At 65.2% G+C, this 13,105-nt stretch carries 8 protein-coding genes; 6 read left to right on the top strand and 2 right to left on the bottom strand.

All coding sequences use genetic code 11. The annotated features are described in order from the left end of the window. Window positions 1–29: 29 nt before the first annotated feature. Together ACODSM_RS09280 and ACODSM_RS09275 are read left to right on the top strand one after the other, a co-directional pair. Window positions 30–2,549, top strand: a complete 2,520-nt coding sequence (locus ACODSM_RS09280; protein ID WP_060986510.1) for an ABC transporter permease — start codon at window positions 30–32, stop codon at window positions 2,547–2,549. 352 nt (window positions 2,550–2,901) lie between these two features. Further along, window positions 2,902–4,374: a DEAD/DEAH box helicase gene (locus ACODSM_RS09275; protein ID WP_488805054.1), complete on the top strand. Its 1,473-nt coding sequence runs from the start codon at window positions 2,902–2,904 to the stop codon at window positions 4,372–4,374. A 91-nt stretch (window positions 4,375–4,465) separates the two neighbouring features. Here ACODSM_RS09275 and ACODSM_RS09270 read toward each other — a convergent pair whose 3' ends face one another. After that, on the bottom strand, window positions 4,466–5,308 hold the full coding sequence (locus tag ACODSM_RS09270; RefSeq protein WP_488805053.1) for a symmetrical bis(5'-nucleosyl)-tetraphosphatase: 843 nt from the start codon (window positions 5,306–5,308) through the stop codon (window positions 4,466–4,468). A gap of 520 nt (window positions 5,309–5,828) precedes the next feature. Here ACODSM_RS09270 and ACODSM_RS09265 point away from each other — a divergent pair. Continuing rightward, window positions 5,829–6,131 (top strand): H-NS histone family protein, encoded by a 303-nt coding sequence (locus ACODSM_RS09265; protein ID WP_015015416.1) that lies wholly within the window; start codon window positions 5,829–5,831, stop codon window positions 6,129–6,131. Between the two features lie 253 nt (window positions 6,132–6,384). On the opposite strand, the gene ACODSM_RS09260 is transcribed toward ACODSM_RS09265, so the two are convergent. After that, on the bottom strand, window positions 6,385–7,260 hold the full coding sequence (locus ACODSM_RS09260) for a helix-turn-helix domain-containing protein (RefSeq protein WP_488805052.1): 876 nt from the start codon (window positions 7,258–7,260) through the stop codon (window positions 6,385–6,387). 111 nt (window positions 7,261–7,371) lie between these two features. On the opposite strand from ACODSM_RS09260, the gene ACODSM_RS09255 reads away from it, so the two are divergent. The 3 genes from ACODSM_RS09255 to ACODSM_RS09245 all read left to right on the top strand — a co-directional run. Beyond that, window positions 7,372–7,779 carry a hypothetical protein gene (locus tag ACODSM_RS09255; RefSeq protein WP_291447339.1) on the top strand — a complete coding sequence of 136 codons (408 nt, stop codon included), beginning with the start codon at window positions 7,372–7,374 and terminating at the stop codon, window positions 7,777–7,779. A gap of 201 nt (window positions 7,780–7,980) precedes the next feature. Further along, complete coding sequence (locus ACODSM_RS09250; RefSeq protein WP_488805051.1) at window positions 7,981–10,896, top strand: aconitate hydratase; 2,916 nt, start codon at window positions 7,981–7,983, stop codon at window positions 10,894–10,896. A gap of 189 nt (window positions 10,897–11,085) precedes the next feature. Beyond that, window positions 11,086–13,105: PAS domain-containing protein (locus tag ACODSM_RS09245; RefSeq protein WP_488805050.1), on the top strand; the 2,020-nt coding region annotated here is incomplete at its 3' end.

Here is a 13,105-nt window from a genome sequence, read left to right as displayed (position 1 = left end):
GCCCGTTGGCTTTGCGCTAAGGTCCGCCCATGAACCTGTCTTTTTTGCGCCTTGGCTGGCGCACCCTGGCCCGGGACCTGCGTGCGGGCGAGTTGCGCCTGCTAATCGTGGCCGTCTCCCTGGCCGTGGCCGCGCTCACGTCGGTGGGGTTTTTTGCGGATCGTCTGCAAGGGGGCCTGCAGCGCGATGCCCTGCAACTGCTGGGGGGTGATGCGGTGGTGGCCAGCGACAACCCGACGCCAGCCGCTTTTGTGGAGCGCGCCAAAGCGCTCGGGCTCCAGTCGGTGACCACGCTGGGCTTTCCGACCATGGGCCGCGCGAGCGATGCACAGGGTGGCGCCAGCAAGCTGGTGGCACTCAAAAGTGTGCAGCCGGGCTACCCGCTGCGCGGCAGCCTCACGGTGGCAGATGCTCCTGGCGCGCTGGAGCAGCCTACGCGCGACATCCCGGCGCCCGGCGAGGTGTGGGTGGATGCGCCGCTGCTCGAATCGCTCAACCTTGCCATGGGCGACAAGTTGTTGCTGGGCGATGCACAGCTGCGCATTGCGCGCATCATCGTCATCGAGCCGGACCGGGGTGCGGGCTTCATGAGCTTTGCGCCGCGGGTGATGGTCAACGAACGTGACCTGCCCGCCACGGGCTTGGTGCAGCCTGCCAGCCGCCTGACGTATCGCTTTGCCGTCATCGGCCCGGCGCCCGCCATCCAGGCGTTCAACGAGTGGGCGGTGGCCGAGGCCAAAAAGCCCGAAGTGCATGGCGTGCGCGTGGAGTCGCTGGAAAGCGGCCGCCCCGAAATGCGCCAGACCCTCGACCGTGCCCAGAAATTCCTGAGCCTGGTGGCGCTGCTGGCTGCGTTGCTCTCGGCCGTGGCCGTGGCGCTGGCCGCGCGCGGGTTTGCGGCCGAGCACCTCGACGCCTCGGCCATGTTGCGCGTGCTGGGGCAGAGCCAGCGCACCATTGCGGGGGCCTACACCACCGAGTTCGCGCTCATTGGCCTGTTTGCCAGCTCGCTGGGTGTTGCGCTGGGCTACGTGGTGCACTACGCCTTCGTGCTGCTGCTGGCGGGCCTGGTGGAGTCGGCCCTGCCGCCGCCCAGCCTGTGGCCGGTGGTGTTTGGCCTGGGCATGGGGCTCACGCTATTGTTGGCGTTTGGCCTGCCGCCGGTGCTGCAACTGGCGCAGGTGCCGCCGCTGCGGGTGATCCGGCGCGATGTGGGCGGGCTCAAGCCGGCCTCGCTGGCCGTGCTGGGTGTCGGCATTGCGGGCTTTGCCGCGCTGTTGCTGGCAGTCAGCAGCGACATCAAGCTGGGGCTGATTGCCGTGGGTGGCTTTGCGGGCGCGGTGGCGCTGTTTGCGGGGTTGTCGTGGGTGGCGGTCAAGCTGTTGCGCAAGAGTGTGAACGAGGCCACGGCCCCGCGCTGGCTGGTGCTGGCCACGCGGCAGATCTCTGCACGCCCAGCCTATGCCGTGGTGCAGGTCAGCAGCCTCGCCGTGGGCTTGCTGGCCCTGGTGCTGCTGGTGCTGCTGCGCACTGACCTCATCAGCAGCTGGCGCAAGGCGACGCCGCCCGACGCGCCCAACCGCTTTGTCATCAACGTGATGCCGGACCAGTCCGAGGCGTTTCAGCAAACGCTCAAGGATAGCGGCGTGGCGCGCTACGACTGGTACCCCATGATCCGGGGTCGCCTGGTGGCCGTGAACGGTAAGCCGGTCGGCCCCGACAACTACACCGACGACCGCGCCAAACGCCTGGTGGACCGTGAATTCAACCTCTCCAACGCCGTGGAGGCGCCACCCCACAATCAGGTGGTGGCCGGTCGCTGGACGCCGGGCGAGGAGGGCGCCATCAGCGTGGAAGAAGGTATTGCCCAAACTTTGGGCCTGCAGTTGGGCGACCGTTTGCAGTTCGACATGGGTGGTGTGCAGGATGAGGCCCGCATCACCAGCCTGCGCAAGGTGGACTGGGGCTCCATGCGCGCCAACTTCTTTGTGATGTACCCGGTGGCAGAGGTCAAGGACGTTCCGGTCACCTACCTGGCCGCCTACCGCGCCCCCGAAACCCACGGTTTTGACAATGCGCTGGTACGCCAGTTTCCCAACATCACCAATGTGGACATGGGCGCCACCATTGCCCAGGTACAGCGGGTGCTGGAGCAGGTGATCCGGGCGGTGGAGTTTCTGTTTGCCTTCACGCTCGCGGCCGGGCTGGTGGTGCTGTTTGCCGCTGTGACCGCCACCCGCGAAGAGCGCGCACGGGAGTACGCCATCATGCGGGCAGTGGGTGCCCGGGCCAGCCTGCTGCGCCAGGTGCAGCGTGCCGAACTGGTGGGCGTGGGTCTTCTGGCGGGCTTTCTGGCCAGTGCCGTGGCCGTGGGCGTGGGCTGGGCACTGGCACGCTACGTTTTTGACTTCACCTGGACGGCTGCTCCCTGGGTGCCGCTGGCGGGGGCGCTGGCCGGGGCGGTGCTGGCGCTGGCTGCGGGCTGGTGGGGCCTGCGTGAGGTGCTGCTTCGCCCCGTGGTGGATACGCTGAGGCGCGCCGCTGAATAAGGCGCTGGCACACAGGTCCAGTGCACTGGACCTGAAAAGGCGGCGGGTCTCATTGGGTGGCTTCTGCCGCCCTCGGTGGTAGACCTGTTCTTTGGGGGTTTGTCCGGCCCGCCGTCCAGACAATGCCCTGCCGACCACGCAACGCCCGCACGCGGAGCAAGGGGTTGCAGCACGTTGCCCCGCAGGGGTGATATTTGTGTAAAACGGGCGATGGTGCTGGTTGAATATGCGTTATTAGCTATTAATTATATAGCAAATGCATGCCGATGCGCTGACTGTGCCTACCGCATTTTTGCCGCTCCGGGCCCGAAAAATCGCTTTTTGGGCCACCGGTGCGACAATAGAGAGCTAAATGACAAGTTCCTTTTCCAATCTATCGCTGGCTGAGCCGCTGGCGCGCGCCGTAGCCGAAATGGGCTACGAGTCCATGACGCCCATCCAGGCGCAGGCCATCCCGGTGGTGCTCACCGGTCAGGACGTGATGGGCGCCGCTCAGACCGGCACCGGCAAAACGGCTGCCTTCTCGCTGCCCCTGCTGCAGCGCCTGCTCAAGCACGAGAACAGCTCCACATCGCCCGCGCGCCACCCCGTGCGCGCCCTGGTGCTGCTGCCCACCCGCGAGCTGGCGGACCAGGTGGCCCAGCAGATCGCCCTGTACGCCAAACACACCAAGCTGCGCAGCACCGTGGTGTTTGGCGGCATGGACATGAAGCCCCAGACCATCGAACTGAAAAAGGGCGTCGAGGTGCTGGTGGCCACCCCCGGCCGCCTGCTGGACCACATCGAGGCCAAGAACGCGGTGCTCAACCAGGTCGAGTACGTGGTGCTCGACGAGGCCGACCGCATGCTGGACATCGGCTTCCTGCCCGATCTGCAGCGCATCCTGAGCTATCTGCCCAAGCAGCGCACCACGCTGCTGTTCAGTGCCACTTTTTCGCCCGAGATCAAGCGCCTGGCCAGCAGCTACCTGCAAAACCCCATCACCATCGAGGTGGCTCGCCCGAACGAAACGGCCTCCACCGTGGAACAGCGCTTCTACAGCGCTAACGACGATGACAAGCGCCGCGCCATCCACCAGGTGCTCAAGACCCGTGGCATCAAGCAGGCCTTCATCTTCGTGAACAGCAAGCTCGGCTGCGCCCGTTTGGCGCGTAGCCTGGAGCGCGAGGGCCTCAAGACTGCCGCGCTGCATGGCGACAAGAGCCAGGACGAGCGCCTGAAGGCGCTGGAAGCCTTCAAGAAGGGCGAAGTCGATCTGCTGGTCTGTACCGATGTGGCCGCGCGCGGCCTCGACATCAAGGACGTGCCTGCGGTGTTCAACTTCGACGTGCCGTTCAACGCCGAAGACTATGTGCACCGCATCGGCCGCACGGGCCGTGCGGGCGCGTCGGGTTTGGCGGTTACGCTGGTGTCGGGCAGCGATGCCCGCCTGGTGGCCGACATCGAGAAGCTGATTAAGAAAAAGATCGATCTCGAAGCCATCGAGTACGAAGAAGACCGCCCCCGTGGTCGCATCAATGACGGCCGCCGCGCATGGCGCGAATCGGGCGAGGCCGGAGACCCGCGCGACGTGATTCCCGCCGCCGTGCGCGAACGCAACGAGCGCCGCGAGCCGCGTGAACACCACCGAGGCTTCCGCCCAGCGGTGGCATCGCGTGACCCCTTCTTTGAAAAGCCTTACGAACCCAGCAATGCGGATGCCGCCCCCGCCTGGGAGGCCGCAGCCAAGTCGCCCGCGCGCAGCAGCATTTCGGCCAACATCAAACCCAAGCGCAAAGTGGCCGCCTTGTTCAAGGCTGTGCAGCCGGAAACCTCCACGCAATAAGCGCAAGCGCTCTCTTTGCGCTGACTGCCGTCTTGCCTGTCCCGGGCTTGTTGTCTGCCCGGGCCTCTCATCTCCCTAGCGCCTCATCTCTCTAGCCCGGCTGCTGTGCCTGCTCGCAGTGCACCTGCAGCAGTTCGCGGTCAGCCAGCGTCTTGCCAAAACGCACGGCGCTCAGGCAGCCTCCCCACACACAGCCGGTGTCCAGGCCCAGCAGGTCGTTGCGGTTGAGCCAGCCCAGCGTGGACCAGTGACCAAAGGCCATCAAAGTGCCAGCAGTGCGCCGGCCCGGCACGTCAAACCAGGGCATCAGGCCCTCCGGGGCCGCGCTGGCGCTCTCAGTGCTTTCAAAATCCATTACCCCGCCCGATGAGCAAAAGCGCATGCGTGTCAATGCGTTGACGATTACACGAAGCCGGTCTGTGCCCGTGAGGTCGTCATCCCAGTGATCGGGCGTGTTGCCGTACATGGCGTGCAGAAAGGCGGGCAAATCCGGGCTGCGCAGCACATCCTGCACCTCCTGCGCGCGTGCCAGCGTGTCTGCGGTGCTCCAGGCAGGGACCACACCTGCATGCACCATCAGCAGGCTCTGGCCGGAATGCTCGTGGGACCGCGCCAAGGGTTGATGACGCAGCCATTCGAGCAAAGCGCTGCGGTCCGGCGCGTCGAGCACCGAGGCCAATGTATCGCGGCGCGACGGCTTGCGTGCGCTATGTGCGGCAGCGAGCAAGTGCAGGTCGTGGTTGCCCAGCAGGCAGCGGATGGCATCCCCCTGCTGCATGCAGCGGCGCAACACGGCGGCGGAGTCGGGGCCGCGGTTGACCAGGTCCCCGAGCAGGTACACCGTGTCCCGGCTGGCAGAAAAGCCGATGGTGTCCAGCAGGCGCCCCAGAGCGCCGTCGCAGCCCTGGATGTCGCCGATACAGTAAATAGCCATGATGGTCTGGGGTCGTAAAGGGTGTGGAGTGAAGCCTTGATTTTCTGCTGAGGCGCAATGGGCTTCGCGCGAGGCTTTTCACGTGGAGCACTGCCCCTCACTGCGCAGTGGGTGTCGGGGAGCGTGGGTTGCCTGGATGGGCGCATGCGTGTCTGCTAGCCCAGGGTGTGCCAGCATATTCAGGCCCTTGCCCGAGGTAGATAGTGCACGCCATTACATCGCAGCCGCATTTTGATGGCAGAAGCTGTGCATTTATCTGCCGTAGACGAAAAGAGGATGTGTATCGGCCGGATATTTCAAGCGCTGGGAGGGCAGGCCAACGCATTGAGCTGTATTGCTGCACATCGGAAGCGATTTTTGAAAGTTTTATGGGGCTTTGCTGCAGGAGATAGCCTGCGGACGAATATGCCAGGCCCATTTCTGTGGTTTCTTAATGCAAATTTTTACCAGGGCATGTGGCATGCCTTCTGTTATTCATATAATCGCCCAGTCTCCAACCCTAATTCCTTATTCAGACACCATGACCAGCTACAAAGAACTTTTGAAGCAGCGTGAAGCCCTTGAGCAGCAAATCAGCGAAGCCCGTCGCCGGGAATTGGCGGATGCTGTATCCCAAGTTCGCTCTCTGGTGGCCGAATATGGTTTGACTGCCCAGGACGTGTTTCCAGCCGGCAAGGCCGCTGGCAAAACAGGCCGCAGCTCCACGGCGGGCACCAAGGTGGCTCCCAAGTACCGCGACCCAGCCACCGGCCAGACATGGACGGGCCGTGGCAAGGCGCCCAAATGGATTCAGAACGAAAACCGCGAAAAGTTCGCCATCTGAGAATCAGCGTTCCTTGCGCCCAAAAATAGCCCGCTACTGCGGGCTATTTTTTTTGGCGTGGCATGGTTGGAGGTTTTGGGGCACGGCTATCGCTTTCCTTCCGGCATCTGGAGTATCGGTACATCCCACAGCCGCTAAAAATCCGCATGCTGCTCCTATTGGGGGGTTATCGCGATGCAGGCTGCGCAGGCCTCAAGCCGACCATCGTGCCAAACAAGTGTCGTCTTGTTGTCGGCACTCGAGCCCTGGGTGGTCAATCCGCAGCATATTGCTGCGCCATCTCCCGCAGTATCTGCGCGGTAAATGCATCGGCCGGGAAAAACGATTCCACGGCCAGTTCCTGCAAGGTCACATCCACCGGGGTGCCGAATATGGTCGTGGTGCTGATGAGGGACAACATGCCATGCACGCTTTCAAAACAAAACGGCATCACGACTCCCAACATTTCTCCGGCCATGACGAGCGGGGGCGATTCCTCGGGTGCGGGATATTCGAGCAGTTCTGCCTGTAGGGCCAGCAAGGCGGGGTCGGCCGTGGCATGAATCTGCTGGCGCAGGCGCTCGAAGAGGTGGTGGCGCCATTGCGCCAGATTGGCGATGCGTGAGGCCAGTCCGTCCGGGTGCAGGCTCAGGCGAAATACGTTGACTGGGGGCGCGAGCAGTTCGGGGCTGACATGTGCAGCCAGCAGGGCTTGTGCAGCGCGGTTAGCGGCCACCACGTTCCAGCAGCGGTCCAGTGCGATGGCGGGGCAGGGTTCGTGGCCCTTGAGGACCAATTCCACCGCCTGACGCGCGGCGGCCAGTGCCGGGTCGTCCAGCGCGCGCTCGCGGTACATGGGGGCGTAGCCAGCCGCCACCAGCAGTGTGTTGCGCTCGCGCAGCGGGATGGCCAGGCGCTCGCACAGGCGCAGCACCATGTCGCGACTGGGGTTGGTGCGGCCGGTCTCCATGAAGCTCACGTGCCGCGTGGAGATGTCCGCCTCGTCGGCCAGCTCCAGCTGGCTCAGGTGCCGCTGCTGGCGCCAGGTGCGCAGGTGGTCCCCAAAACTGGCGGGCCCAGGTGTTACAGCGCGGTGCGGCAGCGGATGGCGCGGGGTGCGGCGGGAGGGCGTGGAAGGTGTGGACGTCATGCCCAGCATCCTAGGCCCAAGCTGCGCAGCGGCCATTACCTGGCACGTTATCGACGCCATGCGCCTGGGCGGCAACGATGCAGCCTTCTTCAACCCTCCAAGGAGCTTGTCATGTTCAACCTGCTGTCTTCCCCCGCCTTCTTGCGTGCCCTGGTCTGGTTCGATGCGTCCACCGGGCTGCTGCTCGGCGCTTTGCATCTGCTGCTGACGGCGTCATTGGCCGAATGGCTGGGGCTGCCGTCCGGCCTGCTGGTGTTGTCGGGCGTCTTGCTGCTGGGATACGCCGCGCTGGCCACCCGCATTGCCCGTGCGCACAACATGCCGCGTGGCAGCCTGTGGGTGCTGATCGTTGCCAATTTCGGGTGGGCGCTGGCCAGCCTGGCGCTGCTGCTGGGCAATGCCGTCGCTCCCACGTTCCTGGGCCAGGCCTACCTGTTGGTGCATGTGGTTTCGGTGGCAGTCATTGCCGAGCTGCAGTGGATGGGGGTGCGCCGCCTGCCTGCATGGGCTGCAGCCTAGTGGGCAATTGCTATAAATTTAGTAGCTATCAGGGTATGTTCAAGTAGCGCTTGGGCGAATTTTTCCTTGAAAAGGTGGGTAACGCGTCGCCTGAGCCCTTCCGATGGGCCTTTGGGCACGGGGGCACATACCCCCAGCGATTGCACCGTCATGGGGGACTGCCAGAATAGGCGCTGTCGTCTTTTCATCAAGGAGTTCGCCATGGCCTCATCGCCCAAGCCGCCAGCCACCCCATCGTCCCCGCCCGCCCGCCACGCCTTTGCCAACACGCTCAAGGGCTTCAAGACCGCATCGGGCAAGGAGGGCAAGTTCTACTCCCTGCCCGCGCTGGCCAAGCAGTTCCCGCAGATCCAGCGCTTGCCGGTGTCGATCCGCATCGTGCTCGAATCGGTGCTGCGCAGCTGCGATGGCCGCAAGGTGACGCCAGAGCATGTGGAGCAACTGGCCCGCTGGGCGCCCAATGCCGAGCGCAAGGACGAGATCCCCTTCGTCGTCTCGCGCGTAGTCCTGCAGGACTTTACCGGCGTGCCGCTGCTGGCCGACCTGGCCGCCATGCGCAGCGTGGCCGCCAAGCTGGGCAAGAACCCCAAGAAGATCGAACCCCTGGTGCCCGTGGACCTGGTGGTGGACCACTCCATCATGGTGGACCACTACGGCAAGAAGAATTCGCTCGACCTGAACATGAAGCTCGAATTCCAGCGCAACCGCGAGCGCTACGAGTTCATGAAATGGGGCATGCAGGCCTTTGACACCTTTGGCGTGGTGCCCCCAGGCTTTGGCATCGTGCACCAAGTCAACCTCGAATACCTGGCGCGTGGCGTGCACAAGCGCAAGGACCATGTTTACTACCCCGACACCCTGGTGGGCACCGACAGCCACACCACCATGATCAACGGCATTGGCGTGGTGGGCTGGGGCGTGGGCGGTATCGAGGCCGAGGCCGCCATGCTGGGCCAGCCCGTGTACTTCCTCACCCCCGATGTGGTGGGCTTTGAGATGACGGGCCAGCTGCGCGAGGGCGTGACCGCCACCGACTTGGTGCTGACGGTGACCGAGCTGCTGCGCCAGCACAAGGTGGTGGGCAAGTTCGTCGAATTTTTCGGTGAAGGCACGCGCACCCTGGCGTTGCCCGACCGCGCCACCATCGGCAACATGGCGCCCGAATACGGCGCCACCATGGGCTTCTTCCCGGTCGATGAAAAGACCATCGACTACTTCAAGGGCACGGGCCGCACCAAGGGCGAGATCGAGGCTTTCGAGGCCTACTTCAAGGCCCAGGGCCTGTTTGGCGTGCCCCTGGCCGGCGAGGTGGACTACTCGCAGGTCGTGACGCTGGACCTGGGCAGCGTGACGCCCAGTTTGGCGGGCCCCAAGCGTCCCCAGGACCGCATCGAACTGGGCAAGGTCAGCAGCCAGTTTGCCGACCTGTTCAGCAAGCCCAATGCGCAAAACGGCTTCAACCGCCCGGCGGAGCTGTTGCACACGCGGTTCCACATCCACCGCGCTGCAGAGGTGGTGACTGATGTGACCCCCGACGGCAAGCCCACACCCGCCGGTGCGCCGCGTTCGGTGGTGGAGATGGAGGCCAACAAACCCGCGCTGGCCACGGCCCGCGACCACGCCCAGGCCACCACGCTGCCCAGCAAGGGGGCCGACCCCACGGTGGGCAACGGCGATGTGCTGATTGCCGCTATCACCAGCTGCACCAACACCAGCAACCCCAGCGTGCTGCTGGCCGCAGGCCTCTTGGCCAAGAAGGCGGTGGAGGCAGGGCTCAAGGTGCAGCCGCACATCAAGACCTCGCTGGCCCCCGGCTCGCGCATCGTCACCGAATACCTCACGCAGACCGGCTTGCTGCCCTACCTGGAAAAGCTGGGCTTTGCGCTGGCGGGCTATGGCTGCACCACCTGCATCGGCAACGCGGGCGACCTCACGCCCGAGCTGAACGAGGTCATCACCAGCAACGACCTGGTGTGCGCAGCCGTGCTTTCGGGCAACCGCAACTTCGAGGCGCGCATCCACCCCAACCTCAAGGCCAACTTCCTGGCCAGCCCGCCGCTGGTGGTGGCCTACGCCATTGCCGGGACCGTGCTCAAGGACTTGATGACCGAGCCGGTGGGCAAAGGCAAAGGGGGCAAGGACATCTACCTGGGCGATATCTGGCCCAGCAGCGACGAGGTCCATGCCCTGCTCAAGTACGCCATGAACGGCAAGGCCTTCCGCGAGAACTATTCCAAGGTGGCCTCCGACCCCGGCAAGCTGTGGGAGAAGATCAAGGGCGTGAGCGGCACGGCCTACACCTGGCCCGCCAGCACCTACATTGCCGAGCCGCCGTTTTTTGCCCAGTTTGCGCTCGACCAGGGCGCGGCGGCCGCGTCGGCGGTGCACGGAGCGCGCATCATGGCGCTGTTTGGCGACTCCATCACCACCGACCACATCTCGCCCGCTGGTTCCATCAAGGAGAGTTCGCCCGCCGGCCAATGGCTGCTGCAGCACGGCGTGCAAAAGGCAGACTTCAACAGCTACGGTGCCCGCCGCGGCAACCATGATGTGATGGTGCGCGGCACCTTCGCCAACGTGCGCATCAAGAACCTGATGATCCCACCCACCGCTGATGGCTCGCGCGAGGAGGGTGGCGTCACGGTGTTCCAGAACGAGGGCGCGCTGCAGGGCGAGAAGATGTTCATCTTCGACGCTGCCATGCAGTACATGGCCCAGGGCACGCCCACCGTGATTTTTGCGGGGGAAGAGTACGGCACCGGCTCCAGCCGCGACTGGGCCGCCAAGGGCACCCAGCTGCTCGGCATCAAGGCCGTGGTGGCGCGCAGCTTCGAGCGCATTCACCGCTCCAACCTGGTGGGCATGGGGGTGCTGCCGCTGCAGTTCAAGGCGGGCGATTCGTGGGAAACGCTGGGCCTGACGGGTAACGAGGTGATCGACGTGGTGCCCGACGCTGCACTCACGCCGCAAAGCGATGCGCGCCTGGTCATCCACCGGGCCGATGGCACGCGGCAGGAGGTGACGGTGACCCTGCGCATCGACACTCCCATCGAGGTGGACTATTACCAGGCCGGGGGCATCCTGCCCTTTGTGCTGCGCCAGCTGCTGGAGGGGTGAAAGGGGGCCACCGCGCCCCGTGCTGATGCGTGCGCGCAACGCCGGGACGGGGTGCTTTCCTGCGCTGTCTGGAACGGGGCTTCGGCCCCGTTTTTCATGGGGCGAGCGCTCTGGTTATTTCCTTACGCGTAGATACACTTGTGACGTTGTGCGGCCATTTCGTCGGCACTGCCTTTCACCCCTTTGCCCATGCCCCCTCCCAACAGCTCTCCGACCGCGCGCATGCCCTGGTCGGATGCGCCCGCCATCACCGTGGTGTTGGTGGTGGCATTGCTGGCGCTGGTGGTGGTGCCACTGGCGCAGATGCTGGGCGATGGGGCAGGCGCGCAGCACGGGCTAGAGCCGCTGCTGGAGCTGGTGGCGGTGCTGCTGGGGTTGCTGGTGGTGTCCGTATCGCTGCATGCCCTGGAGGCGCAGGAGCAGGCGCGCGCCAATGTGCTGGTAGTGGGCTTTGGCGTGGCGGCGGCCTGCAATTTTCTGCACGGCGTGCTGGTGCATTCCGGCCCCGTGCACATGCCCCCGGGCAGCGCCGACATGTCGCTGTGGCTGAGCAGTTGGGCGCGTGTGGCCGAGGCGCTGACCCTGGGGCTTACCGCCACGCGCCTGTCGGCCCCCGGCCCGGCTCGTGCGTGGCTGGCCGCAGCGGGGGGCGTCACGCTGGTGCTTGCGGGATCGGCGCTGGGACCGCTGCCCCACTGGTTTGCCCATGCTGCAGACGGGGCCTTGCGTCAGGCGGTGGCTGTGGGGCTGGCCCTGGCACTGGCCGCCAGTGCGGTGTTGCTGTACCGCCGCAGCCACAGCGAAGAGGCGCCGCGCGAGCGCCTGTTTGCCTGGGCGGCCGGTGCCTTCGTGTGCGGCGAGGTCACCGTGGGCGCGCTGGGCGGGCATTCGACGTTGGGTGGGGTCTTGTCCCATGGCTTTCGGGTGGTGGCGTATGCGCTGCTGTACCAGGCGGTGTTTGACGCAGGTATTCGTCGCCCGTTTGCGCGCATCCAGGAGGCCGAAAGCCTTTTGCGCGAGAGCGAAGGGCGTCTGTCACTGCTCGGGCGCAACCTGCCGCACAGCGTGTTGTTCCAGATCGTGCGCGAGCTGGATGGCCGGGTGCATTTTGTGCACATGGGAGACGCCATCGAGCGGCTGAACGGTGTGCGGGTCGAAGACGTGCTGCAGGACCCGCGCGTGCTGTACCGGCAGATCCTTCCTGAAGACATCGACCGCCTGCGCCAGGCCGAGCGCCAGTCCTACCTGTCCATGACCAGCCTGGAGGCGGTGTTTCGGGTGCGCCGCACCGACGGCCAGGTGCGCTGGATGCACCTGAGTTCGTCGCCTCGCCGGCTGCAGGATGGCCGGGTGCTGTGGGATGGCGTGCAGACCGACATCACCGCCCACCATCAGGCTGAAGAGGCCGCGCACGCCCAGCAGGCGCTCATGGCCAACACGCTGCGCCACGTGCCGGGCGGTGTGTCGCGGATCGACCGGGACTTGCGCGTGCTGTACGTCAATGAGCAGCAGGCCCGCTGGCTCTACACCACGCCCCAGGAGCTGGAAGGCCAGCTGCTGCAGGATGTGATTCCGCCCGAAGTGTTTGCACGCATCCACCCGCACCTTGAAAAAGCCTTTGCGGGCGAGACAGCGGTGTTTGAGAACCGCATTGATGGCCCCGACGGCACCCAGTTCCGCCACACCACCATCGCCCCCGAGAGCGTGACGGCGCAAGGGGTGGCCGCCGTGGTGCTGTTTGCCTACGACTTGACGGCGCTCAAGCGTATCGAACAGGAGCTGGCCCAGCAGAAGGCGCACCTGGCCAGCGTGGTCAACGCCATGCCGGACATGGTGTTCATGAAGGACACCCACGGGGTGTACCTGTCGGTCAACCCGGTGTTTGAGCGTTTTGCGGGCCGGCCGGAGAGCCAGGTCGTGGGCTGCAGCGACTTTGACCTGGTGGCGCCCGCCGACGCCGAGCGCTTTCGCAAGTACGACCAGCGTGCCATGCAGGCCTGGCAACCGTTGGTGTACGAGGAGACGCTCACCTTCGCGGAAGACGGCTACCAGGGCCAGTTCGAGACCATCAAGACACCCATCCGTGACTTGCACGGCCGCGTGACGGGCATCCTGGGCGTGTGCCGCGACATCACCGATCGCAAACGTGCCGAGCAAGAAATCGAACGCCTGGCCTTCTACGACGCCCTCACGGGCCTGCCCAACCGCC

The organism is Acidovorax sp. FG42 (assembly GCF_057809195.1).
Note: the sequence above shows the minus strand (reverse complement) of the source record. Positions and strands in the feature narration are given on the sequence as shown.